This window comes from Cellulosimicrobium sp. G4 BAM 1002 (genome assembly GCF_057126935.1).
Genome location: NZ_CP182109.1, coordinates 3,611,708 through 3,636,131, shown reverse-complemented (window position 1 = coordinate 3,636,131; position 24,424 = coordinate 3,611,708). Strand labels below are relative to the sequence as shown.

Annotated in this window: 20 protein-coding genes; 11 read left to right on the top strand and 9 right to left on the bottom strand. The window is 73.4% G+C overall.

What is annotated here, in order from left to right; genetic code table 11:
* The first annotated feature begins 43 nt into the window (after positions 1 to 43).
* The 3 genes from ACMXGY_RS16230 to ACMXGY_RS16220 are packed head-to-tail and all read left to right on the top strand — an operon-like array spanning position 44 to position 3,361.
* Positions 44 to 1,468 (top strand): transglycosylase family protein, encoded by a 1,425-nt coding sequence (locus ACMXGY_RS16230; protein WP_483774016.1) that lies wholly within the window; start codon positions 44 to 46, stop codon positions 1,466 to 1,468.
* 25 nt (positions 1,469 to 1,493) lie between these two features.
* Positions 1,494 to 2,426: a 16S rRNA (adenine(1518)-N(6)/adenine(1519)-N(6))-dimethyltransferase RsmA gene (rsmA, locus tag ACMXGY_RS16225; RefSeq protein WP_483774015.1), complete on the top strand. Its 933-nt coding sequence runs from the start codon at positions 1,494 to 1,496 to the stop codon at positions 2,424 to 2,426.
* Entirely contained in the window at positions 2,423 to 3,361 is a 939-nt protein-coding gene (locus ACMXGY_RS16220; RefSeq protein ID WP_483774014.1) for a 4-(cytidine 5'-diphospho)-2-C-methyl-D-erythritol kinase, read from the top strand. Before rsmA ends, ACMXGY_RS16220 begins: the two co-directional genes overlap by 4 nt.
* A gap of 347 nt (positions 3,362 to 3,708) precedes the next feature.
* Here ACMXGY_RS16220 and ACMXGY_RS16215 read toward each other — a convergent pair whose 3' ends face one another.
* Positions 3,709 to 4,734, bottom strand: coding sequence for an acetylxylan esterase (locus ACMXGY_RS16215; RefSeq protein WP_483774013.1), 1,026 nt, complete (start codon positions 4,732 to 4,734; stop codon positions 3,709 to 3,711).
* A gap of 275 nt (positions 4,735 to 5,009) precedes the next feature.
* Here ACMXGY_RS16215 and ACMXGY_RS16210 point away from each other — a divergent pair, with 275 nt between their 5' ends.
* The 8 genes from ACMXGY_RS16210 to ACMXGY_RS16175 all read left to right on the top strand — a co-directional run bounded on the left by ACMXGY_RS16210 (position 5,010) and on the right by ACMXGY_RS16175 (position 15,725).
* A complete protein-coding gene (locus tag ACMXGY_RS16210; RefSeq protein WP_483774012.1) occupies positions 5,010 to 6,986 on the top strand; it encodes a beta-xylosidase family glycoside hydrolase in 1,977 nt (658 codons plus the stop codon).
* Between the two features lie 307 nt (positions 6,987 to 7,293).
* On the top strand, positions 7,294 to 8,436 hold the full coding sequence (locus ACMXGY_RS16205) for a LacI family DNA-binding transcriptional regulator (RefSeq protein WP_483774011.1): 1,143 nt from the start codon (positions 7,294 to 7,296) through the stop codon (positions 8,434 to 8,436).
* Positions 8,437 to 8,490: 54 nt separating this feature from the next.
* Positions 8,491 to 10,122 carry an FAD-dependent oxidoreductase gene (locus ACMXGY_RS16200; protein ID WP_483774010.1) on the top strand — a complete coding sequence of 544 codons (1,632 nt, stop codon included), beginning with the start codon at positions 8,491 to 8,493 and terminating at the stop codon, positions 10,120 to 10,122.
* 47 nt (positions 10,123 to 10,169) lie between these two features.
* Positions 10,170 to 11,528 (top strand): ABC transporter substrate-binding protein, encoded by a 1,359-nt coding sequence (locus ACMXGY_RS16195; protein WP_483774009.1) that lies wholly within the window; start codon positions 10,170 to 10,172, stop codon positions 11,526 to 11,528.
* Positions 11,529 to 11,530: 2 nt separating this feature from the next.
* Positions 11,531 to 12,418, top strand: a complete 888-nt coding sequence (locus ACMXGY_RS16190; protein WP_483774008.1) for a carbohydrate ABC transporter permease — start codon at positions 11,531 to 11,533, stop codon at positions 12,416 to 12,418.
* Positions 12,408 to 13,376 (top strand): carbohydrate ABC transporter permease, encoded by a 969-nt coding sequence (locus tag ACMXGY_RS16185; RefSeq protein ID WP_483774007.1) that lies wholly within the window; start codon positions 12,408 to 12,410, stop codon positions 13,374 to 13,376. Before ACMXGY_RS16190 ends, ACMXGY_RS16185 begins: the two co-directional genes overlap by 11 nt.
* Positions 13,377 to 13,527: 151 nt before the next feature.
* Entirely contained in the window at positions 13,528 to 15,393 is a 1,866-nt protein-coding gene (locus ACMXGY_RS16180) for an ABC-F family ATP-binding cassette domain-containing protein (protein WP_483774006.1), read from the top strand.
* The gene (locus ACMXGY_RS16175) at positions 15,390 to 15,725 is read left to right on the top strand and encodes a hypothetical protein (protein WP_483774005.1); all 336 of its coding nucleotides are present in this window, start codon (positions 15,390 to 15,392) and stop codon (positions 15,723 to 15,725) included. Before ACMXGY_RS16180 ends, ACMXGY_RS16175 begins: the two co-directional genes overlap by 4 nt.
* A gap of 24 nt (positions 15,726 to 15,749) precedes the next feature.
* On the opposite strand, the gene ACMXGY_RS16170 is transcribed toward ACMXGY_RS16175, so the two are convergent.
* The 8 genes from ACMXGY_RS16170 to ACMXGY_RS16135 form a co-directional block, all read right to left on the bottom strand.
* Positions 15,750 to 16,235 (bottom strand): MarR family winged helix-turn-helix transcriptional regulator, encoded by a 486-nt coding sequence (locus ACMXGY_RS16170; RefSeq protein WP_483774004.1) that lies wholly within the window; start codon positions 16,233 to 16,235, stop codon positions 15,750 to 15,752.
* 90 nt (positions 16,236 to 16,325) lie between these two features.
* Entirely contained in the window at positions 16,326 to 17,351 is a 1,026-nt protein-coding gene (locus ACMXGY_RS16165) for a TetR/AcrR family transcriptional regulator (protein WP_483774003.1), read from the bottom strand.
* A 145-nt stretch (positions 17,352 to 17,496) separates the two neighbouring features.
* Complete coding sequence (locus ACMXGY_RS16160) at positions 17,497 to 18,324, bottom strand: ABC transporter permease (RefSeq protein ID WP_483774002.1); 828 nt, start codon at positions 18,322 to 18,324, stop codon at positions 17,497 to 17,499.
* Positions 18,321 to 19,268, bottom strand: coding sequence for an ATP-binding cassette domain-containing protein (locus ACMXGY_RS16155; protein WP_483774001.1), 948 nt, complete (start codon positions 19,266 to 19,268; stop codon positions 18,321 to 18,323). The genes ACMXGY_RS16160 and ACMXGY_RS16155 overlap by 4 nt, the downstream gene beginning before the upstream one ends.
* A gap of 151 nt (positions 19,269 to 19,419) precedes the next feature.
* The gene (locus ACMXGY_RS16150; RefSeq protein WP_483774000.1) at positions 19,420 to 20,805 is read right to left on the bottom strand and encodes an MFS transporter; all 1,386 of its coding nucleotides are present in this window, start codon (positions 20,803 to 20,805) and stop codon (positions 19,420 to 19,422) included.
* A 63-nt stretch (positions 20,806 to 20,868) separates the two neighbouring features.
* Positions 20,869 to 21,381, bottom strand: coding sequence for a MarR family winged helix-turn-helix transcriptional regulator (locus ACMXGY_RS16145; protein ID WP_483773999.1), 513 nt, complete (start codon positions 21,379 to 21,381; stop codon positions 20,869 to 20,871).
* Positions 21,382 to 22,212: 831 nt separating this feature from the next.
* Positions 22,213 to 23,466, bottom strand: a complete 1,254-nt coding sequence (locus ACMXGY_RS16140) for an ABC transporter permease (protein ID WP_483773998.1) — start codon at positions 23,464 to 23,466, stop codon at positions 22,213 to 22,215.
* Positions 23,463 to 24,380 carry an ABC transporter ATP-binding protein gene (locus tag ACMXGY_RS16135; protein ID WP_483773997.1) on the bottom strand — a complete coding sequence of 306 codons (918 nt, stop codon included), beginning with the start codon at positions 24,378 to 24,380 and terminating at the stop codon, positions 23,463 to 23,465. The genes ACMXGY_RS16140 and ACMXGY_RS16135 overlap by 4 nt, the downstream gene beginning before the upstream one ends.
* Positions 24,381 to 24,424: the final 44 nt, after the last annotated feature.

Here is a 24,424-nt window from a genome sequence, read left to right as displayed (position 1 = left end):
CCGACGCGGGCCGCAGGTGGTGCACGCGCGCCGTCGAGCCTCCGTGCCCGGGACGCACGACGACTGGACCCGAGTGAAGAACCCCTTCCACCGGACCGCGAACGCGGCCGGCGCCCCCGAGGGCACCGACACGAACCCCCACGACCCGCTGACCCCCTTCGAGACCCCCGCGGAGAGCCCTGAGAGCCCCGCCGCCACCACGACGGCCACGAGCCGTCGTCGCTGGCCCCTCGTCGCCGGCGCCACCGCCGTCGTCCTCCTCGCCACCGGAGCCGTCGCCTACGGCAACGCGCGCAAGACCGTCGAGCTCGACGTCGACGGCAAGACCGTCACCGTCACGACCTTCGCCGGTTCCGTCGCCGGCCTGCTCGAGGAGCAGGACGTCGCCGTCGGCGACCGCGACCTCGTCGTGCCCGACGTCGACGCCGCCCTGAGCGGTGGCAGCGACGTCGTCGTCCGCTACGGGCGCGAGGTCCCCGTCCAGGTCGACGGTTCCCAGTCCTCCGTCTGGCTCACCGCGCTCGACGCGGACGAGGCCCTGACGACACTCGCCTCGCGCGGCAGCGACGTGCGCCTCGTGGCGTCGCGCTCCGGCGAGCGTGCGTCCCTGCCCATCCGCCTCGACGCGGACGGCCCCGTCAACGTCGTCGTCGACGGCGAGACCAAGGTCGCCCCCGACGGCAGCATCGGCATCGACGCGATCCTCGACCAGCAGGGCGTCGTCCTCGGCGACCTCGACCGCGTGCACGTCGCCAAGACGGCCGAGATCGAGGCGGCCGCGGCGGCCGCCGCCGATCCTGCTGCCGCCGATGCCGCCGCGACCTCCGACGAGGCGGCCGACGACACGGCCGCCGACGGTCCCGAGGTCTCGCTGGTCGTCCAGCGGGTCGCGGTCCAGGAGGTGCCGACGACGACGGCCGTGCCGTTCGAGACGGTCACCGAGGAGGACGCGAACCGCTTCAAGGACCTCGACGCGGTCGTCAAGCAGGAGGGCGCCGAAGGCGTCCACACGACGGTCCACCGCGTCACGACCGTCGACGGCGTCGAGGAGTCGCGCGAGCTCGTCTCCGAGGGCATCACCACGCCCCCGGTGAACAAGATCCTCGTGCAGGGCACCAAGGAGCGTCCGAAGCCCGAGCCGAAGCCCGCGGCGCAGCCGCGCTCGTCGGGCGGCACCTCGTCCGGCGGGTCCTCCGCCCCGGCGCCCGCCGCCGACCTGGGCTCCGCGCCCGAGGGCGTCTGGTCGGCGCTCGCGCAGTGCGAGTCCGGCGGTAACCCGGCGACGAACACGGGCAACGGCTACTACGGCCTGTACCAGTTCTCGCTCTCGACGTGGCGCGCGATGGGCGGCTCCGGCCTCCCGTCCGAGGCGTCCGCCGCCGAGCAGACGCAGCGTGCACAGGCGCTCCAGGCCCGCTCGGGCTGGGGCCAGTGGCCGGCGTGCGCCGCCAAGCTGGGTCTCCTGTGACCCGAGGTCGGTAGGCTTGCCGACCATGAGCGATACCCGAGGCGCCCTGCTGGGTCCGGCCGAGATCCGTGACCTGGCAGGGCGCCTCGGCGTCCGCCCGACCAAGACCCTCGGGCAGAACTTCGTGCACGACGGCGGAACCGTCCGCAAGATCGTGCGCGTCGCCGACGTCCGGCCGGGGGAGCGCGTCGTCGAGATCGGTCCCGGCCTCGGTTCGCTCACGCTCGGGCTGCTCGAGGCGGGCGCGAGCGTCGTCGCCGTCGAGATCGACCCGGTGCTCGCGCAGCAGCTCCCCACCACCGTCGCCGCGCACGTCCCCGACCTCGGTGACCGGCTCGAGGTCGTCGGTGCTGACGCCCTCGAGGTCACGTCCCTCCCCGGCGAGCCGCCGACGGCACTCGTCGCCAACCTGCCCTACAACGTCGCGGTCCCCGTGCTGCTCACGTTCCTCGAGCGCTTCGACTCGCTCGAACGCGTGCTCGTCATGGTGCAGGCCGAGGTCGCGGACCGGCTCGCCGCACCGCCCGGGTCGCGCACGTACGGCGTCCCGTCGGTCAAGGCGGCCTGGTACGCCTCCGCCCGCCGCGCCGGGACGGTCGGGCGCAACGTGTTCTGGCCCGTCCCCAACGTCGACTCCGCGCTCGTCGCGCTCGACCGCCGAGAACCGCCCACCACGACGGCGACGCGCGAGCAGGTGTTCGCCGTCGTCGACGCCGCGTTCGCCCAGCGTCGCAAGATGCTGCGGTCCGCCCTCGCGGGCCTCGCCGGGTCGTCCGCCGCCGCGCTCGCCGCGATCGAGGCCGCCGGCGTCGACCCGCAGGCCCGGGGCGAGACGCTCGACGTCACCGACTTCGCCCGGATCGCCGAGCACCTGGGCGCGGGCGCCGGCGCCGGCCCGCGAGCGGCGTCCGGCTCGCCGCGCGCCGCCCGGGAACGACCTGGCACAGTGGACGCGTGACACCGCACCTGACCGCCGCGCCGCCCCCGTTCGTCCGGGTGCGCGCTCCGGGCAAGGTCAACCTGTCGCTGCGCGTCGGCGCCCTCCAGGACGACGGCTACCACCCGCTCGTCACCATCTTCCAGGCCGTCGGGCTGAGCGAAGAGGTGATCGCCCACCAGGTACCGCCCGGCTCCGGCGTCTCCCTGAGCGTCACCGGGCTGCAGGCCGACGTCGTCCCCACCGACGCGACGAACCTCGCGTGGCGCGCCGCCGTCGCGCTCGCCGAGCACGTGGGCATCGACCCGGACGTGCGGCTCCAGATCCTCAAGGAGGTCCCCGTCGCCGGCGGCATGGCGGGCGGCTCCGCTGACGCGGCCGCCACGCTCGTCGCGTGCGACGCGCTGTGGGAGACCGGTCTGCCGCGCACCGAGCTCGCACGCATCGCCGCCGGGCTCGGCGCCGACGTCGCGTTCGGGCTCGTCGGGCACACCGCCGTCGGCACGGGCCGAGGCGACGTGCTCACGCCCGCGATGACGCGCGGCGAGTTCCACTGGGTGTTCGCCGTCCAGGCGAAGGGGCTCTCCACCGCAGACGTCTACCGCACGTTCGACCAGTCCGTCGGCGGTCCCGACGAGCTCGACCTCGCCGAGGACACGGCGCTCATGCAGGCGCTGCGCGCCGGGGACGCCGTCGGGCTCGGGCAGGTCCTGCGCAACGACCTCGAGGGCCCCGCCCTCTCGCTGCGCCCCGAGCTGCGGCACACCCTGGACGTCGCCCACGAGGCCGGCGCGCTCGGCGCGATGGTCTCCGGCTCCGGCCCGACCGTCGCCGCCCTCGCCCGCAGCCGCCAGCACGCGCTCGCCATCGCCGCCGCGTGGACCGCGAACGACGCGTGCGACAGCGTCTGGTGCACCACGGCGCCCGCAGCCGGAGCCCGCGTCGTCGCCCACTGACCCCCGCCGAGGTCGCGCGAGGTAGAACCGTGGTCGTGTCGGACGGCGGTGGGTCGGCTTGGGTGTCGGGGTGGGTGGGGGCGCCGCGTCTACCATCCGCGCCGCTCGTTCCTCGCGGCGCTCCCGCCAGGCCCGACCACGACGCGGCGCCCCCACCCACCCCTCCCGGCTCTGTCCCACCCCGGTCTGTCCGTTCTACTCCGGCAGACCAGGGTTCTACCTCACGCGACCACGGTTCTACCTCGGCGCGACTCGGCCACCTGCCGGGTGACGGGACGGCTGAGCGGGTGGGGCTGCCCTACCCGCGGGCCCGACCACAGGACGCCCGCCACCAGGACGGGCGAGGTCTAGCTCGCGTGCTTGCGGAGCCACTCCAGCTGGCGGGCGAAGCGGTAGCCCTGGCCACCTTCGTGCTCGTTGTAGCGGTAGACGTCGATCGCGCGGTCGACGTCGGGGTGCGCCGAGGCGGACGCCCACCCGTTGTACGCGGCGTACACCGTCGACGGCGGGCAGACGGGGTCCATGAGCGCGACGGAGAACAGGGCTGGGGCGGTCGCCCGGCGGCCGAGGAGCGCTCCGTCGAGGTACGAGAGGGTGCTGAACACCCTGTCCTCGGCGTCGCGGTGGACGGCGAGGTAGCGCGTGATCTCGCGGTAGGGGTCGCGGTCGGTGATCTCGACGGCGCGGCGGTAGTGGCACAGGAACGGCACGTCGGGCATCGCGGCGACGAGGCCGTCGGCGAGGCCGGCGACGGCGATCGCGATGCCGCCGCCCTGGCTCGTCCCGAGCACGGCGACGCGTGCGGCGTCGATCCCCGGGACGGAGCGCACGGCGTCGACGGCACGGACGCCGTCGGTGAAGACGCGCCGGTAGTAGTGGTCGTGCGGGTCCCCGATGCCACGTGTCATGACGCCCGCGACGGCTGGCCCGGACCCGGCCGGATCGGGGGTGCCTCCGCCGGTTCCCCAGTGGCTGCCCTGTCCGCGCGTGTCGACGACGAGGTGCGCGTAGCCGGCGTTCGCCCAGGCGAGGTGCTCGTGCGGGAGGCCGCGCCCGCCCCCGTACCCGATGAACTCGACCACCGCGGGCAGCGGCTCGCCCGTGCCGGTCTCGGCGGCGTGCGCTGCTGCGGCCGGGCGCACGAGCCACGCCTTGACCGGGTGACCACCGAAACCGGGGAACGTGACGTCGTCGACCACGACGAGGCGCAGGCCGGCGTCGACGCGCTCGAGCCGCAGGGTGTCCGCGGGGTCGCCGCCTGCGGCGCGCGACTCGGCCAGGGTCGTGGACCAGAACGTGTCGAGGTCGTCCGGTTCCGGGAGGGCGGGCGAGTAGGTCTCGAGCTCGGCGAGCGGCAGGTCGAAGAGCGGCACGGCGATGGTCCTCCGGAGATGGTTGTCTGATGTCAGACGTAAAGCGTCGGACGGGACGACTCTAGCGTCACGGCCCGGTCCGCCGAGCGGCCGCTGCGCTAATAATGCGCATCATCCCTTTGACCTGGCCGGTGCGTGTGCGGTGACACTGCGACCAGCCGCCGCCTCCTGCGCGGCGCCCGGTCGGCGAGGACGCCGCCGGTGAGGAACCGATGGAGGTCCCTGTGAGAATCCGACGAGCAGCACCACGCCGGCGAGCGTCTCGCCAGGCCGCGGTGGCCGCCGCCACGCTGGCCGCGCTCCTGGCGACAGGAGCCGGCGCGCCGGCGGCGTCAGCCCCGGCAGCGTCAGCCCCGGCAGCAGCCGCCGTCCCGACGGCGGTGGCGCGCGACACCGACGGCCCGTCGGCGTCCGACCTGCCGGTGTTCGAGTACCGCGGCGTGATCACCGACAAGGAGTCGATGATCTACAACCCGACGGACGAGTTCATCTTCCCGAGCGTCTTCCACGCGGGCGCCCACCTCGACGACCCGCTGGGGGAGTGGTACCTGTACTACGCCCCGCACGACGCGCCGGGCGGCATCTCGCTGATGTACGCCGACTCGCTCGAGGGGCCGTGGACGGAGTACGCCCACAACCCGATCGTCGCGAACGAGTGGCTGCCGTACTACGAGCACGTCTCCCATGTCTCGTCCCCCGACGTCCTGTGGGACGACGCGACGGACCAGGTGCTCCTGTACTTCCACGGAGAGAACTCCACGACGCGCTGGGCGACGTCGTCCGACGGGCTCACGTTCGACGACTCCGGTGTCGCGGTGACCAACGCCGAGGGGGGCGCGGGGACGACGGAGACGTCCTACGCGCGCGTCGTCGAGCACCCGGACCCGGCGTCCGGCTACCGCTTCGCGATGACGTACATGCAGAACCGGACCGACAACATCCGGCGGATCAAGGTCGCGGAGTCGGTCGACGGGAAGACGTGGGTCGTCCGGCCCGACCCGCTGGTCGTGCCCGACGCCGCGACCGGCACGAACGTGTCCGGCGGCAACCTGTGGGAGTGGGACGGTCAGCTCTACGTGATCTACCACGGCTCGTCGGGCACGGTGTACGCGCGCACGCTGGACCCCACCATGACGCAGGTCGGGCCGCGCTGGGAGCTCCACGAGGCCACGGGCGTCGGCGACGACACCGGGCGGGTCGCCGCCCCCGAGATCGTCACCGACGGCGACGAGACCTACCTCTTCTACGAGTCCGGGGACCGCCTGGGCGCGACGATCGCGTGGGCCCAGCGCGACCCCGACGCCGTCCGCCCGCCCGAGCCGGGGCAGGACCCCGACCCGCTGCGCGAGCAGTGCAGCGGTGCGGCGTCCGACGAGTTCGACGGCGCGGTCCTCGACCCGGCGCGCTGGTCGGTCGTCCGCGCCGACGCCGCCCGGCACGAGCTCGCCGACGGCGCGCTGCACATCCCGACGTACCCGACCGGCGTCGCGGGTGCGTCGCTGCCGCTCCAGGCCGTCCCGGACGGGCCGTGGGAGGTCACGACCGCCGTGTCGGTCGACCCGACGGAGAAGTTCCAGCAGGGTGGCCTGCTCCTGTACCGCGACGACGCGAACTACGCGAAGCTCGACCTCGTGCACGGGTCGCTCGGTCCGCGTGTCGAGCTCATCTGGCGCCAGAACGGCACGGACCGCAACACGGGGTTCGACTCGGTCGTCCCGCCGGCCGGGCTCGGCGAGACGTTCTGGCTCCGGCTCGCGAGCGACGGCACCGTCGTGCGGGCGTCGGTGTCCGTCGACGGGGTCGACTTCGCGCCGTGGGGCCGCACGGTCGACGTGGCCGCGCTCGCGCCGACGGGCGTGGGGCCGTTCGCGATGCGCGGGTCGGCGACGCCTCCGGAGATCACCGCGTCGTTCGACTGGTTGCGCTGGACGCCGACCGCGGAGGAGGCCGCGGCGTGCGACGACGGCGAGCCCGCCGTGGACGTGCAGACCGCGACGCGCTGCCTCGCGGGCCGTGCGTACGTGGCGGTGACGGCACGCAACGACGGCGACGCTCCGGCTGCCGTCCGGCTCGTGACCCCGTTCGGGGAGCGCACGGTCGCGGACGTCGCGCCCGGGCGCAGCGCCTACCAGTCCTTCGCGACGCGCTCGACGTCGGTCGGGGAGGGGGAGGCGACGGTGGAGGTCGTCGGGACCGACGGCGTCGCGCACGGCTCGGCGTCCGCACCCTACGACGCGCTGACCTGCGGGTAGTCGCGGCCGGTTCTCGTCCCGCGCGTGAGGCCCTCGGCGCTGCCGGGGGCCTCACGCGTGTCCGGGGCCTGCCGTCGGCACGGCGCCCCGAGTGATGCACCGCCGGCCGAGAGATGCACCCCGGAGTGCATCTCTCGAGGTCGGAGTGCATCTCTCGGCACGGCTGGTAATGCGGATCAGCATGCGGGCGATGACGCCTGGCGCAGAGCGGCTCAACGCTAATAATGCGTATTACCCCGTTGACCCGGGCGCACCCTGCTCGCGAGACTCCTTCCCACGTCACCGATGACGTGATCGAGGAGGATCCATGCCGAGGCACCGCATCACCCAGGCCGACGTCGCCGCCATGGCGGGCGTCAGCCAGGCGACGGTCTCCTTCGTGCTGAACGACAGCACGCCCGCCGGTGTGCGCATCAGCGAGGAGACGCGCCAGCGGGTGCTCGACGCCATCCGGATCACCGGGTACTCGGCGAACCCCGTCGCCCAGCGCCTCGCGGGCGGCCGCAACCAGATCCTCGGCGTCTTCACGTACGAGGCGACGTTCCCGCGTGCCGGCCGCGACTTCTACGGCCCCTTCCTCGTCGGGATCGAGCACGCGGCGGAGCAGCTCGGGATCGACATCCTGCTGTTCACGAGCGCTCGCGTCGTCGACGGGCGTCGTCGGCTCACGCGCGACGGCTGGCAGCGCCTCGGCATCGCGGACGGCTGCCTGCTGCTCGGCCAGTACGAGGACCGCGGCGAGCTCCAGCACCTGCTCGACACGAACTACCCCTTCGTCTTCATCGGCAAGCGGGGCAGCGACGGGGGGCGCCTGCCCTACGTCGGCGCGGACTACGTCGCGGCGACCGCGCGCCAGGTCGAGCGGCTCGTCGCGCTCGGCCACGAGCGCATCGGGTACGTCGGACCCCGCGGCACGGACCAGCCCACGCTCGACCGCGTCGACGCCTACCGCGCGACGATGAAGGCCCACGGTCTCACCGTGCGGTTCGTCGAGCTGGACGACGTCGCCGCGACGGCGGCCGAGATCGTGGACCAGCGGCTCACCGCCGTCGTGGTGGCGCCGGAGAACTCCCCGGAGGAGCTCGTCGACGAGCTCGAGGCCCGGGGCGTGCGCGTGCCCGCGGACGTCTCGGTGCTCCTCCTCGGCCAGCCGCACCACGGGCGCCCCGGCGGGCGCCGCTGGTCGGGCTTCTCCATCCCCCGCGAGGAGATGGGCGCGCGCGCCCTCGTGCTGCTGTCCCGGCTCGTCGCGGCCGAGTCCGGCTCGGGCCGCTCGGACCGCCGCCGCGCGTCGCGCGCCGTCGCCGTCCCGGAGGACGAGCTCCACCAGCTCCTCGAGTGCGTGGACGTCGACGGCGAGACCGTCGCGGCGCCGTCGAGCGCACGACGGCACGCCGCACCCCCCACCGCACCGCCCGCCGTCGTACCGGCGCCCGCCCCCGGCGCCTGAGCGGCCTGCAGCCTCAGACCGCAGCATCGAGCACCAGAGAAACGGAACCCCAGCGTGACCCATCCAGACCTGCAGGCAGACGTCCTCGTCGTCGGTGGCGGCCTCGGCGGCGTGGCCGCCGCGCTCGCCGCGGCGGAGCGGGGCGCCCGCGTCGTCCTCACCGAGGAGCACCCGTGGATCGGCGGGCAGCTCACGTCGCAGGCCGTACCGCCGGACGAGAGCGCGTGGGTCGAGCGGTTCGGCGTGACCGCGCGCTACCGCGCCCTGCGCGACGGCATCCGCGACGTCTACCGCCGCTCCTACCCGCTCACCGACGCGGCCCGCACGTGGGACGCGCTCAACCCCGGTGCCGGCTGGGTCTCCAAGCTGTGCCACGAGCCGCGCGTCGCGGTCGGCGTGCTCGAGGAGATGCTCGCCCCGTGGCGGTCCGCCGGCCGGATCCGCCTGCTGGAGCGCGTGCGCCCGACGGCGGCGACGACCGACGGCGACCGCGTCACCTCGGTCACGCTCTCGCCGGTCACCCGGGGTGCGGCCGGCGAGAGCGTCACCGTCCAGGCGGCGTTCGTCGTTGACGCGACGGAGACGGGCGAGCTCTTGCCCCTCACGGGCACGGAGTACGTCACCGGGTTCGAGTCGAACCGCGAGACCGGCGAGCCGAGCGCGCCCGACGAGGCGCAGCCTGACAACGTGCAGGCGCTGAGCGTGTGCTTCGCCGTCGAGCACGTCGACGGGGACCACACGATCGACCGCCCCGAGCGCTACGACTTCTGGAGCACCTACACCCCGGGCCCGTGGAACGGGCGGCGCATGCTCTCGTGGGAGGCGCCCAACCCGCGCACGCTCGCGATGGACGTGCGGTCGTTCACGCCGAACCCGGGCGACGACGCGCGCGCCGTGGACGCCGACCAGTCGAAGAACCCGGGCGACGGCAACCTGTGGACGTTCCGCCGCATCGCCGCGCGCGACCTCTTCGCCCCGGGCCACTACGCGAGCGACCTGTGCCTCGTGAACTGGCCGAGCATCGACTACTTCCTCGCGCCCGTGCTCGACGTGCCGCGCGACGTCGAGGAGGCGCGGATCGCCGACGCCCGTCAGCTCAGCCTCTCGATGCTGTACTGGATGCAGACCGAGGCGCCTCGGCCCGACGGCGGGACCGGCTTCCCGGGGCTGCGGCTGCGCCCCGACGTCATGGGCTCGGCCGACGGCCTCGCCCAGGCCGCGTACCACCGCGAGTCCCGCCGCCTGCGCGCGGTGACGACGGTGACCGAGAACGACGTGTCGTACGCCGTGCGCGGCGACCGCGGCGCGACCCGGTACGACGACTCCGTCGGGCTCGGCATGTACCGCATCGACCTGCACCCCTCGACCGGCGGCGACACGTACATCGACGTCGCGTCGACGCCGTTCGAGATCCCGCTGGGCGCGCTGCTCCCGCAGCGCGTCACCAACCTGCTCGCCGCCAACAAGAACATCGGCACGACGCACATCACCAACGGCTGCTACCGCCTGCACCCCGTCGAGTGGAACATCGGCGAGGCCGCCGGCCACCTCGCGGCCCACTGCCTCGCGACCGGGCGCACCCCGCACGCCGTCCAGTCGAAGGCCGACCTGCTCGCCGACTACCAGGACGAGCTCGTCCGGGCCGGCGTCGAGCTGCGCTGGCCGGCCGAGGCCCACCCCTACTGACCGGGCGCCCACGGCACCCGACCCCACCTCAGTCCGAAGGAGAACTGATGAACCCCCTGACCCTGTCTTCCCGGCAGCGCCGCGCCCCCCGCACGACGTCGTCCCGGCGGCGCCTCGTGAGCGTGCCCCTCGCCGCCGGCGGCGCCGCTCTCGCGCTCGTCCTCACGGCGTGCTCCGGAGGTGGCGACGAGGTCGCCGGCGAGCCGAGCACGCCGAGCGAGCCCGTCGACCTGCGCATGACCGTCTGGACCGCCGACGAGACCCAGCTCGCGCAGTTCCAGGAGATCGCCGACGCGTACGTCGCCGAGAACCCCGACCTGGTCTCGGGCGTGACGTTCGAGACCATCCCGTTCGAGGACTACACGACGTCGCTCACGACGCAGCTCGCGGGCGGCAACGCGCCCGACCTCGCGTGGATCCTCGAGAGCTACGCGCCGGAGTTCGTCTCCAGCGGCGCGCTCGTCGACGTCGCCCCGAAGCTCAAGGACACGGAGGGGTACGAGTTCGACGACCTGCTCGACTCGTCGCTCTCGCTCTGGGAGCAGGACGGCGGGCTCTACGCCTACCCGTTCTCGAACTCGCCGTTCGCGATGTTCGTCAACACGGACCAGGTGGCCGCCGCCGCTCAGCCGAACCCGGCCGACCTCGTCGCGTCGGGCGACTGGACCTACGACCAGGCCCGCGCCATCTCGGCGGCCGCCGCGGCGACGTCGGGCAAGCAGGGGCTCGTGGTGCGCGACTTCGACTACAAGGTGTGGGAGAACCTCGCGACGATCTGGGACGGGTGGGGCGCCGCTCCCTGGAGCGAGGACGGCACGCAGTGCACGTTCACCGAGCCGGAGATGCTCGACGCGCTCTCGTGGGTTCACGACGCGACCTTCGTCGACAAGGCCATGCCCGGGCCGGGCACGACGGCGGACTTCTTCGCCGGTGACGCCGCGATGACGATCACGCAGATCAGCCGCGCGTCGGCGCTCGACGACTCATTCGCGTGGGACGTCGTGCCGCTGCCCGCGGGCCCGGCGGGCCAGCAGAACGTCATCGGGCAGGCCGGCATCGGCGTCTTCGCCGCCGCGGAGCACCCGGACGTCGCGGCCGACTTCCTCGCGTGGTTCACCAACCCGGAGAACGCCGAGACCCTCGCTGCGTACTTCCCGCCGCCGCGGGAGTCGCTCCTGAACGCCGAGACGCTCGGCGCCGCCAACCCGAAGCTCAGCGAGACCCAGCTCCAGGCGGTCGTGGTCGACGGCATCCAGGACGCGGTGACGAAGCCCTCACACAAGAACTTCGCGAAGCTGCAGGAGACCGTGCGCGCCGAGCTCGACGCGCTGTGGACGGCCGACGCGGACGTCGAGGCGGTGCTGGCCGACACGTGCGGCGCGATCCAGCCCCTCCTCGAGGACTGAGCGTGGCCTCCTCCGCACTCGCGCGACGGGACGCGGCCGTGGGTTACACCATGGTCGCGCCCGCCGTGCTCGGCGCGCTCGCGTTCGTGGTCGCGCCGCTGGTCGCCGTCGTCTGGTACTCGCTCCACGAGTGGAACGTGCTCGCGAACACGTTCACGTTCACGGGCGCCGACAACTACGAGCGCATGCTCTCCGACCCCGGCCTGCACGACTCGCTGCTCGCGAGCCTGTGGTTCTCCGTCGGGCTCGTGGTGCTCAACATCTCGCTCGCCCTCGTGCTCGCGGTGCTGCTCAACCAGAAGCTCCCGGGCACGACGACGTTCCGCACGTTCTTCTTCTCGCCGGTCGTCGTGTCGCTCGTCGCCTGGACGATCGTGTGGAGCTTCCTGCTCCAGGCGGACGGCGGGATCAACGGGTTCCTGTCGCTGCTCGGGATCGACGGGCCGAACTGGCTGCGCGGCGAGACGACGGCGATGCTCTCGGTGATCGTGGTGCAGGTCTTCAAGAACGTCGGCCTCAACATGATCCTCTTCCTCGCGGCGCTGCAGGGGGTGCCGGAGGAGATCCAGGAGGCGGCGCGCATCGACGGCGCGGGAGCGTGGCGGCGGTTCCGCTCGATCACGCTCCCGCTCATCAGCCCGACGGTCCTGCTCGTGTCGATCCTCACGATCGTCGGCTCGCTCGAGGTGTTCGCGCAGATCGCCGTGCTCACGGGCGGCGGGCCGGGGAGCTCGACCACCGTCCTCGTCTACTACCTGTACCAGCAGGCGTTCCGGTTCAACGACTTCGGCTACGCGAGCGCGATCTCCGTCCTGCTGTTCGTCATCGTCCTCGTCCTGACACTCGTGCAGTGGCAGACGCGCAAGAGGTGGGTCTTCCATGAAGTCTGACGTGATGCCCGGCCCGGCCACGCTCCCGGGCGCGGACGGCAGGCCCGAGCACCTCGCGGCGTCGGGCGGCCCCGGCACCGACGGCCCGCGGGACGCGCCCGCGCGCCACGACCGGGCCGCGCGGTCCCGGCGCCGCTGGGGTCGGTGGGGGCTCGTCGCCCTGCTCGTCGTGCTCAGCGTGCCGTTCGTGTTCCCCACGTGGTGGATGGCGACGTCGAGCCTCAAGCCGATGAGCGAGATCCTGCGGGCCGTGCCGACGCTCTGGCCGCAGGACCCGTCGTTCGCGGCGTACGGCGAGGTGTTCCGGCTGCAGCCGTTCGCGCAGCAGTACTGGAACAGCCTGTACATCGCGGCGCTCGTGACCCTCGGGACGATCCTCGTGTCCTCGATGGCCGGCTACGCGTTCGCGCGCATCCGGTTCCCCGGGGCGAACGCGCTGTTCCTGCTCGTGCTCGTGGGCCTCCTCGTGCCGTCCGAGGTGACGATCGTCCCCCTCTTCCGGATGGTCAACTCGCTCGGCCTCATCGACACGCACTGGCCCCTGGTGGTCATCCCGATCCTCGGGGCGCCGAGCGTGCTCGCCACGTTCATCATGCGCCAGTTCTTCCTCGGGCTCCCGGGCGAGCTCGAGGAGGCGGGGCGCATGGACGGGCTCGGGCGGTGGGGGATCTTCTGGCGCATCGCGTTCCCGCTGTCGCGCTCGGCGATCTCCGCGGTCGCGATCTTCACGTTCCTCAAGTCGTGGAACCTCTACCTGGAGCCGATCGTGTACCTGTCCAGCAAGGACCGGTTCACGCTCCCGCAGGCGCTCACGCAGTACGTCGACGCCTACGGCGGCCCGATGTGGAACGTGCAGCTCGCCGCGACCACCCTCACGGTGCTGCCCGTCCTCGCGGTGTTCCTCGTCGCGCAGAAGCAGTTCGTCCAGGGTCTGGCCCACTCGGGCCTCAAGGGCTGACGAGGGGCCGCTGCCCTCGTGCTGCCGAACCCGGGGTCGTGCGTCACCCGCGGTCCGTGGTGACGCACGACCCCGGGTTCGGCGGTGTGCGTCGGGCGGCCGGGTCGTCCCCGTGTCGGTCGGCGGCCCGCGCGCTCGTTAGGCTCGTCGCGTGGCCCACCTTCTCGGCGCCGACGGCATCTCGCTGACCGTCGGCACCCGCACCCTGCTCGACGACGTCTCGCTCGGTCTCGACGACGGCGACCGCGTCGGCATCGTCGGCCCCAACGGGGCCGGCAAGTCCACGCTCCTGCGCCTGCTCGCCGGGACGCAGCAGCCCGACGGCGGCCGGGTCACCCGCGTGGGCGGGCTCCGCCTCGGCCTGCTCGACCAGCGCGACGACGTCGGCACCGGCGCGACGATCCGCGACCTGGTCCACGGCGACGCCGCGACGCACGCGTGGGCGTCGGACGCGAGCATCCGCACCGTGCACGCCGGGCTCATCGGCGACCTCGACCTCGACGCCCCGGCGGACACCCTCTCCGGCGGCCAGCGCCGGCGCGTCGCGCTCGCGGCGCTGCTCGTCGCCGACCACGACGTGCTGTTCCTCGACGAGCCCACGAACCACCTCGACGTCGAGGGCGTCGCGTGGCTCGCCGAGCACCTGCAGGCCCGGTTCGCGCGTGCCGGGGCGCGGGGCGCGCTCGTCGTGGTGACCCACGACCGCTGGTTCCTCGACGCCGTCTGCTCGCGCATGTGGGAGGTGCGCGGCGACGGCTCCGGGGAGGTCGAGGGCTACGAGGGCGGGTACGCCGCGTACGTCCTCGCGCGCGCCGAGCGGCAGCGGACCGCTGCCGTCACGGCCGAGAAGCGCGAGAACCTGCTGCGCAAGGAGCTCGCGTGGCTGCGCCGCGGAGCCCCCGCCAGGACGTCGAAGCCGAAGTTCCGCCTCGACGCGGCGGCCGCGCTCATCGCCGACGTCCCGCCGCCGCGCGACACGCTCGAGCTGACACGCACCGCCACCAAGCGTCTCGGCAAGGACGTGCTCGACCTCGAGGACGTCACGGTCGCGGTGCCACGCCAGGACGGGCAGGGGGAGCGCGTCCTGCTCGACGACGTCACGTGGCGTCTCGGCCCGGGCGACCGGTACGGCGTCGTCGGCGTCAACGGCGCGGGCAAGACGACGCTGCTCGCGCTCCTCGGCGGACGGCGCGAGCCGGACGCGGGCCGGGTCAAGCGCGGCAAGACGGTCCACGTCGCCGAGCTGTCCCAGGACGTCGGCGAGCTCGACGACATCGCCGGGTCGCGCGTGATCCAGGTGATCGAGGACGAGAAGCGGTCGGTCGTCGTGGACGGCAAGGAGCTCACCGCGTCCCAGCTCGTGGAGCGCCTGGGCTTCACGCGCGAGCGGTCGCAGACGCTCGTGCGCGACCTGTCGGGCGGCGAGCGCCGTCGCCTGCAGCTCCTGCGCCTGCTCGTCGCGGAGCCGAACGTGCTGCTCCTCGACGAGCCGACGAACGACCTCGACACCGACACGCTCGCCGCGCTCGAGGACCTGCTCGACGGCTGGCCCGGCACGCTCATCGTCGTCTCGCACGACCGCTACCTGCTCGAGCGCGTCGCGGACCGCCAGGTCGCGCTGCTCGGCGACGGCAAGGTCCGGGACCTGCCGGGCGGGGTCGAGCAGTACCTCGAGCTGCGGCGCGCCGCGCTCGCGAACGCCGGGACGTCGTCGTCGAGCGGCTTCGCGCGGACCGTGCCCGCCGAGAGCGGGTCCGACGGCGGTGCGAGCGCCGAGGGTGCCGCCCCGGCGGGGCCGAGCGCCGCGGAGGTGCGTGCCGCGAAGAAGGAGATCAACCGCATCGAGCGGCGGCTGAGCAAGATCGCCGAGGCGGAGGCGCGCCTGCACGAGAAGATCGCCGCGAACGCGACCGACTTCACGGCGGTGGCCGGGCTCGACGCCGAGCTGCGCACGCTCGCGGCCGAGAAGGACGAGCTGGAGGCCGCCTGGCTCGAGGCCGCGGAGGTCGCGGGATGACGGCGGGGCCCCCGCAGATGCGGGTCGGCGTCTCGCCGCGCGGTGTCGAGATCGACGACGGGCAGGGCGGAGTGCTCGCGCCGTGGTCGGACGTGCAGCGCGTGACCGCCTACGCGCTCGACGTCGTGGTCGGCACCGTACGGCACGTGTCGTTCGACCTCGTGAACGGGCACAGCGTCGAGGTGAACGACGCCGCGCCCGAGTGGGACGAGGTCGTGGCGGGTCTGCCGGGGGTGGTCGAGCTCAGCGTGGACGACCTGCCGGCTGCGCTGGACGGGCTCCTGCCGGACGGACGGCCGGTCGTCGTGGCAGGTCCGGTGCGGGCTCGCTGACCCGACGGGCGTGCCGGTGCGGGCTCAGCGCCGTAGGAAGCCCATCCGGTCGTCCGGGTCGACGCGCTCGAGGATCGCACCCGCGATGGCGTCGAGCTGGTCGACCTGCTCCGGCGTGAGCGCGTCGATCACGTGGTCGCGGACGGTCGCGACGTGGCCGGGAGCCGTGGCCACGACCTTCTCCCACCCCGCGTCGGTGAGGTGCGCGTTCGTCGCGCGACGGTCGTCCGGGCAGGGGAGGCGCTCGATCAGCCCGCGCTTCTCGAGCCGCGCCGCGACGTGCGAGAGCCGGGGAGGGGTCGCGTTCGTGGCGACGGCGAGGTCCGTCATGCGCAGCGTGCGGTCCTTCGACTCCGAGAGGATCGCGAGCACGTAGTACTCGAAGTGGCTGAGGTCGGCGTCGCGCCGGAGCTGGGAGTCCAGGACGCCCGGCAGCAGCTCGACCACCGCCACGAGCCGCTTCCACGCGTCGAGCTGCTGGGCGTCGAGCCAGCGGGGTTCCGTCGTCATGGGTCCTCCTCCCGTGCCGTCATCGTAGTAATTGACGCTACAAGTTCGGCCACGGGCGACCGGCGCTCCCGGCGCGGCGCTGTCAGGTCCCTACGGGCGCGCCTTCTCGACCGCGACGCGCACCGCCTCGCGCTCGGCCTTCTGGGCGTCGCGCAGCGCCTTCTCGAGCTCGCGCACCTTCTTGTGCTGCTCGCGGAGGCGTCGCTCGGCGTCGCGCCGCTTGAGCGTCGCCCTCTTGACCTTGGGGTCCTTGACGTGCACCGAGACCTCGACCGGGGCGACGCCCTCGTGCGCGTCGCTCGGCGTCTCGTCACCCCCCGGTTCCTGCGGCGCCGCGGAGGGCGAGCGGAAGTCCCGTCCGGCGCCGGGGGCGCCCGCCGCACGCGCGTCGACGTAGACCGCGAGGCCGTCGAGCACACGCTCGAGCCCCCATGCGGTGTCGTCGATCTGCCCCTCGCCCGCGTAGGCGCCGGACTCGACGAGCGGGCGCAGGTACGGGAACCTCACCTCGTCGACCAGCCCGCGCAGCGCGTCGCGGAACGCACCCCCGAGCACGACGTCCTCGTCGCCCCCCGCGTCCACCGCACGCGAGAGGTCGGCCGCCAGCCGGGCGGCGTTCCTCGCGTACCCGCTGAGGAGGAGGATGACCGACATCTTCTCCTCCTCGTCGAGCGGAGTGGAGCGCATCGCCCGCAGGCACGTGTCGGCGCCGCGCAGGTTGTTGGGCGTGAGGGGCGCACCGGTCACCGGGATGTCGAGGAACCAGGGGTGCGAGGCGAACACCGCCATCGTGAACTGCGCCCACTCGCGCAGCTCGGCGCGCCAGTCCGCGGGCTCGTGCGGCGGCGGGTACTCGACGTCGAGCACCGCCTCCTGCATGAGGAGCAGCAGGTCGTCCTTGCTCGTCACGTAGCGGTAGAGCGACATCGTCGTGAAGCCGAGGCTCTGGGCGACCTTCGCCATGGAGACCGCGGCGAGCCCGTCCGCGTCGGCGATCTCGATCGCGGTCTCGACGATGCGCTCGATGCTCAGCTCGCGCTTCGGTGCGCGCTCGGGCCGTTCGGCGACGCCCCACGCGAGCGCGATCCGGGCGGGGAGGTCGGGTGCGTCCGTCATGGGGTCATCCTCCCCGAGAATCGTCGGCGTGCGCCCGAGCGGCCGGCAAGGTGTCGCCGGAACGCCGAGCAGGCGGTCCTGGTACGCCCCGCGGTCGGGAGGCACAGGACCACCTGCTCGGCGTCGTGCTCGGCGCCAGGAGAGCTCAGCGCGCGGTCCGGCGGCGGTAGAGCACGGCGCCGGCGACGCAGCTCGCGACGAGGAAGCCGACCAGCCACGCGACGGCGGTGAGGATCGTCGTCGCGTCGGGCGCACCCGCCAGCAGCCCGCGGAAGGTCTCGATGATCGGCGTGAACGGCTGGTGCTCGGCGAAGCCGTGGAGCCACGACGGCATCGTCTCGATCGGGACGAAGCCCGAGCTGAGGTAGGGCACGAACAGGAAGATGAAGTTCACCGACTGCGAGGCCTCGACGCTCAGCACGAGCCCGAGGACCACGCTGAGCCACGTGAAGGTCAGCACGGAGAGCACGGCGAACGCCACGAGGCCGAGCCAGTCGGCGAGGCCGGCATCCGCCCGGAAGCCGAGCGCGTAGGCGACCCCCACGACGACGACCGCTGAGGCGAGGTTGCGGCCGATGCTCGCCACGACGTGCCCCCACAGGGCGGACGGCCCGAAGATCGGCATCGTCTTGAACCGGTCGATCGTGCCCGACGTCATGTCCTGCGCGACCCCGACGGCCGCCGTCGCCGACCCGAAGCCGAGGCACATGACGAGCACGCCGGGGACGACGTAGTCGATGTAGTCGTCGCCCGCGATGGCGCCGCCGAAGATGACGACGAACACGAGCATGATCATCACCGGCAGGACGAACGCGGTGATGAGCCCGTCGATGCTCCGCAGCTGGCGACGCGTCTCGCGGACGACCATCGTGCGCACGTCGCGCAGGGCGGTCGCGGGTGACTGCCCTGCGCGGGGAGCGGGGGCTCGCCGGGCCGGCCGCGCCGGCAGCGTGGTGGTGGCGGTCGTGGTCATCGTGCGGACTCCTTCGAGGTCAGGGCGAGGAAGACGTCGTCGAGCGTGGGCTTGACGACGCTGACACCGCTCACGGCGAGGCCGTTCGTGTCTGCGGCGGCGAGGACGTCGCGGATCGTACGGACCGGGTCGTCGCTCGCGGCCGTGAGGGAGAGGTCCTTCTCGTCGGTCTCGGTCGTCGTGAGGCCGAGGTGCGCCGCGAGCCCGACGGCGGTCGCGAGGCTCGCGTGGTCCTCGAACGCGATGCGGACGTGGTCGCCCGCGACGAGCGCCTTGAGCTCGGTCGCCGTGCCGCGCGCGGCGACCTTCCCGTCGTTGAGGACGGCGATCGAGTCGGCGAGGCGGTCGGCCTCCTCGAGGTACTGGGTCGTGAGCAGGACGGTCGTGCCGTCCGCGGCCAGGCCCCGCACGACGTCCCAGAGCTGCGAGCGCGACGCCGGGTCCAGGCCCGTGGTGGGCTCGTCGAGCACGAGCACGGCCGGGTCGGCGACGAGGCTGATCGCGAGGTCGAGCCGACGGCGCATGCCGCCGGAGTACGTGCCGACGCGGCGGTCCGCCGCATCCGTCAGGTCGAACCGCTCGAGCAGCTCGGCGGCGCGGGCGCGGACGGTGCGGGCCGGCAGGTGCGCGAGGTTCCCCATCATGACGAGGTTCTCGGTGCCGGACTGGAACTCGTCGACCGACGCGTACTGCCCGGTGAGCGCGATGACGTCGCGCACGCGGCTGGCGTCGCGCACCACGTCGGCGCCCGCGACGGACGCCCTCCCGCCGTCGGGCTTGACGAGCGTCGTGAGGATGTTGACGGTCGTGGTCTTGCCGGCGCCGTTGGGGCCGAGCAGCGCGAAGATCTCGCCGCGGCGCACGGTGAGGTCGACGCCGCGCAGCACGGCATGGTCGCCGTAGGACTTCTCGAGCCCCTGCACGGCGATCATCGGGTCGTTCATCGCCTTCTCCTTCGTGTCGGTGTCGGTGTCTGTGTCGGTGCGTGCGTCTCGGGCAGTGTGTGTGCGGCGCATACGTCCGTGTATGCCGTAGACGATGTGTACACCATAAACACGACGGTGCCGGTGCGTCAACGAATTCCGGCAGGGTCCGCTATCTCGACGTGGGAAGGTCGCCCGAGGGAGCGGGGCGGCGGCGCGTGAGGGCGAGGCCGATCGCCGTCATGGCGACGAGCGCGCCCAGGACGACGGCGACCAGCGTCGTCCACGTGCCCGTCGCGGTGTGCAGGGCCCCAGCCGCCGTCGGCGCGGCCGCCGCGAAGCAGTAGCCCACGCTCTGCACCGTCGCGGAGGCCTGGCGCCCGCGACGCACGGTCGGGTAGTGCTGCGCGACGAGCGTGAAGATCACGACGAAGTTCGCCGCCTGCGCGATGCCCGCCATCGACGCCCACACCGCCCAGAGGTCCGGGGCGAGGAGCAGCCCGACCGGGAGGGCCAGCCACAGCACGGCGATGACGGCGAAGCTCTGCTGCATCGACCACCGGCGCGCCGCCAGCGGCACGGCGAGGCCGCCCACGATCGCGAAACCCTGGAACAGCGACGCCGCTCCGCCGGACGCGGACCGCGGGATGCCCGCCAGCTCCTCGAGGATCAGCGGGAGCCACGCCGTGAGCGCGTAGAAGCTCGACGACTGCAGCGCGAACATCGCGCACAGCCACCAGGTGAACCCGGTCGCCATGACGTGGCGCTCGCGGCCCGCCGTCGGGTCCGTGCCCGTGACGCCCTCGGCCGCGGCCGCGGCGAGCGCCTCGCCGTCCTGGTCGCCGGTCGTGACCTCCGCCGGGCCGCGGTCCTCGCCCGGGTCCGGTCCCGCCGTCGTGCCCGACGCCGCGCCGCCCCGCTCAATGGACCCGCCCGGTGCGTGGCGGGGGACCGCGCGCAGCCACCACACGAGCGCGACGACGGCGAGGACCGACCACGACGCGAGCGCCCAGCGCCAGCCGACGGCGTCGGCGAGCGGCGCGGTGAGCGCCGTCGTCGCGACGGTCCCCACGTTGATCGCCGCCGTGTACAGGCCCGTGACGGTGCCGACGTGCCCGGGGAAGTCACGCTGGGCGATCATCGGGACGGCGAGGTTCGCCGTCGTGATGCCGAGGCCGAGGAGCACGGTCCCGGCGAACGTGCCCGCGGTGCCGAGCGCGGACGAGCCGACGAGCGCCGCGAGATCGACCGAGCGCACGAGGGTCCCGGCGAGGATCAGCCCGAGCGCGACGGCGATCGCCGTACGCAGAGACGACCGTCCGAGCAGACCGGCGACCGCGGGTGTGGCGAGCGCGAAGCACAGCACCGGGATCCCGGTGAGCAGGCCGGCAGCCGCCGCGCTGAGCCCGAGGTCGGCCGCGACGTCGGACACCACGGGCGGCAGCGCCGTGATCGGCGCCCGCAGGTTGACCGCGACGAGCAGCACCGCCACCAGCAGGACGCCGTCGATCCCGCCGCGGAACGCGCTCGGACGTGACGGCGGCCGTGGCGGCGGCATGGACCGGTGACCTCCGGGAGCGTGCAGGTGCGAAGCCGCACGCCCGCAGGGCCCGGGCGTCGGTCAGTCGTCGAACTGTCCTACGACTGTACGCAGGAGCGCCGCGAGCGCAGGCCGTCCACCCGGTTCGAGCGCGTCGAGGATGCGCGCCTCGACCGCCAGGAGGTCGGTCATGGCGGTGTCGACGCGCTCGAGACCGTCGGGCGTGAGCTCGACCAGGATGCCGCGGCGGTCGTCGGGCGAGCGGCGCCGGACGACGAGCCCACGCTCCTCGAGCCGGTCGATGCGGTTCGTCATCGTCCCGCTCGTCACGAGAGTCTGCGTGACGAGCGCCCCGGGGGACAGGCGGTACGGCTCCCCGGCACGACGCAGCGCCGACAGCACGTCGAACTCCCACGTCTCCAGGTGCCCCCGCGCGAACGCGGTACGGCGGGCCCGGTCGAGGTGCCGTGCAAGACGGTCGACGCGCGAGAACACCGTGAGCGGCTCGACGTCGAGATCCGGACGCTCGCGCTGCCACGCCGCGACGATGCGGTCGACCTCGTCTGGGCGCTCGCCGTCGTGCTGCTGCTCCATGACGCGAGGGTACTCGACGTGTCTCGACGTCAAGACTCTTGACGGTCCGGTCCGGTCCGGTCTGGTCCGGTGCGCGTGGTCGGGTCCGCGGGTGGGGCGGCGTCGGTGCTCGGGCTGTCCGCGCCGTCGCCCGGGTCTTTCGGGCGTGGGTCTGGGGAGCGCGGCCTTGACGCCCTTCGCATCCGACGCCGCCCCACCCGCTCAGCCACCACCTCACCTAGGGCAGGCACGGAGCGAGGCCCGTCGAAGCAGAACCGTGGCTGCGCGAGGCAGAACCCCGGTCCGCCGACGCAGAACCCCGGTCCGCCGAAGTAGAACCCTGGTCCGCCGAAGTAGAACCGTGGTCCGCCGAAGTAGAACCGTGGTCACGCGAGGTAGAACCGTGGTCGCTCCAAGCCGCACCGTGGTCCGGCGACCGCGACGGCGACGGCGACGGCCACGGCGGGAGCAGGCCCGGCGAGGCGGTGCGGTCCGTGCTCGTGGCGACCATGCGGTTCCGGCAGGTCGAGCAGACCGTTGTGTCCCATCGGGCGCCCGGGACAGGCCGTGACGACATGCTCGGCGTGACACCGCGGGTCCTGGCCCGGGTGAGCACGGACCAGGGTGAGGTGATGCCGGGAGGGGTGGGTGGGGGCGCCGCGTCGTGGTCGGGCCTGGCGGGAGCCGCGAGGAACGAGCGGCGGATGGTAGACGCGGCGCCCCCACCCACCCCGACACCCAAGCCGACCACGCGCCGTCGATCCCAAGAACCACGGTTCTACCTCGCGCAACCACGGTTCTACCTCGGCGGACCAGGGTTCTACTTCGGCGGGCCAGGGTTCTACCTCGAGCTCACGAGGCGCGCAGGGCGTCCTTGAGCTTGACCCGGGCGCCCGTGCGCAGGACGGCGTTGGAGTAGATCTTCGCGGCGAGCCACACGAGCAGCGGGATGATCGCGATCGACAGGCCGAGCGCCAGGAGGGCCTCCCAGGTCTCGGCGCTGCCGAGCGCGATGCGCACGGGCATGAGGAGCGGCGAGCACAGCGGGACGAACGACAGCCAGACGACGAGCGGGTTGTCCGGCGCCCACGGGGCGACCGAGACGCCCACGATGTAGGGCACGACCATGAGGAACGTGACGGGGGTGGTCACGGCGCCGACGTCCTCCTGGCGGGAGACCAGCGCGCCGAGGCCCGCCATGAGCAGGGCGTAGCTGACGAACCCGACGACGAACCACACGAGCGCCCAGACGGCGGCGGTCCCGAGGTCGATCGTCTCGGTGTCGACGAGCCCGAGACCCAGGGCCGTCCCGACCCCCGCGATGACGACGAGCGCGACCTGTCCCAGGCCGACGAGGCCGATCCCGAGCACCTTGCCCGCCATGAGCTGCCACGGCCGCACGGTCGAGAGCAGGAGCTCGACGACGCGGCTGGTCTTCTCCTCCACGACGCCCTGGGCGATGAGCTGGCCGCTGATCATGATGGCCATGAAGAGCAGGATCCCGGTGACGAGGCCGGTGACGTAGCGGGCGGGGTCGAACTCGCTCGGCTCGCCGATGGTGCGCACGGTCGGCTCTGCGGTCGCCATGTCGCCCGCGACCTCGGCGGGGTCGCCTCCGAGGCTCGCGACGGCGTCGGAGAGGGCGGTCTGCTGGGCGAGCGTCGTGAAGACGGCCGTGAGCCCGGTCGAGAGCTCGGACTCCACGACGACGGTGGGGTCGTCGGGTGCGCCGGTGACGAGCGCGTCGAGGTCGCCGTCGCGCACCTGCGCCTCGCCGGCGGCCTCGTCCGCGACGTCGACCGTCTCGATCTCGGTCCCGAGCGCGGTGCCCGTCGCCTCGATGCTGTCGGCGAGCGGCGCCGTCTGCGACGTGACGCCGACGCGCTCGGCCGTGGGCTCGGAGGAGCCGGCGAGGTTGAGCACGAACCCGCCGAGGACCACGGCGGCGACGAGGATCACCGTGAGCCACACGAACGACTTCGAACGGAGCCGCGTCATGATCTCGCGGCTCGCGACGAGCCGGATCGCGCCCCAGGACGACAGCGTCGTCGTCGTGGTGGAGCCGGAGCCCGTGCTGGTGCCTCGTCGAGCGGTCCCGGTGCTCATGCCCCCACCTCCACGGTCTCGGCGGTCGTGCCCGCCGGCTTGTCCTCGCTGCTGACGACGTCGCGGTAGAGCTCGGTGAGGGACGGGCGCACGGGCGCGAACTCGTGCACGGGCCCCGCGGCGAGCGCGGCGCGGAGCACCGCCTGCTCGCGGCCGCCCGTGCCGTCGCTGCTCGCCGACCCCGGGGTGAGCTCGACGACGGTCCGCGACCCCTCGAGCCGCACGGCCCGCGCGTCGGGCACCGCGCCGATCCAGGTGGCCCCGGGCGGCCCGTCGACCACCCATCTCTCGGTCTCGGTGCGGCGCAGCTCGTCGATGGTCCCGACCTCGACCATCGCGCCGTCCTTGATGATCCCGACGCGGTCGCACAGGCGCTCGACGAGGTCGAGCTGGTGGGAGGAGAAGACGACGGGGACGCCGGCGTCGGCCCGGTCGCGCAGGACGCCGCTCATGACGTCGACGGCGACGGGGTCGAGACCGCTGAACGGCTCGTCGAGCACGAGCAGGTCGGGGTCGTGCGTGAGCGCGGCGGCGAGCTGGACGCGCTGCTGGTTGCCGAGCGAGAGCTTCTGCACCTCGTCGCCGCGGCGGGCGTCGACGCCCAGCGTGGTGGTCCAGCGCTCCATCGCGTCCTTGGCCTGCGCGCCGGACAGCCCGTGCAGCCGCGCGAGGTAGTCGAGCTGCTCGCCGACCTTCATGCGCGGGTAGAGGCCGCGCTCCTCGGGCATGTAGCCGATGCGGCGGCGCGCGGCGAGGTCGATCGGGCGACCGTCCCACCGGACCTCGCCGCCGTCGGGGGCCAGCACGCCGAGCACGATGCGCATGGTCGTCGTCTTGCCGGCGCCGTTGGAGCCGACGAAGCCGAAGATCTCGCCCTCGCGCACGTCGAAGGAGGTGCCGCGCAGCGCGTGCACCGCGCCGTAGGACTAGGTCAGCGAGTCGATCTCGAGTGTCGCCA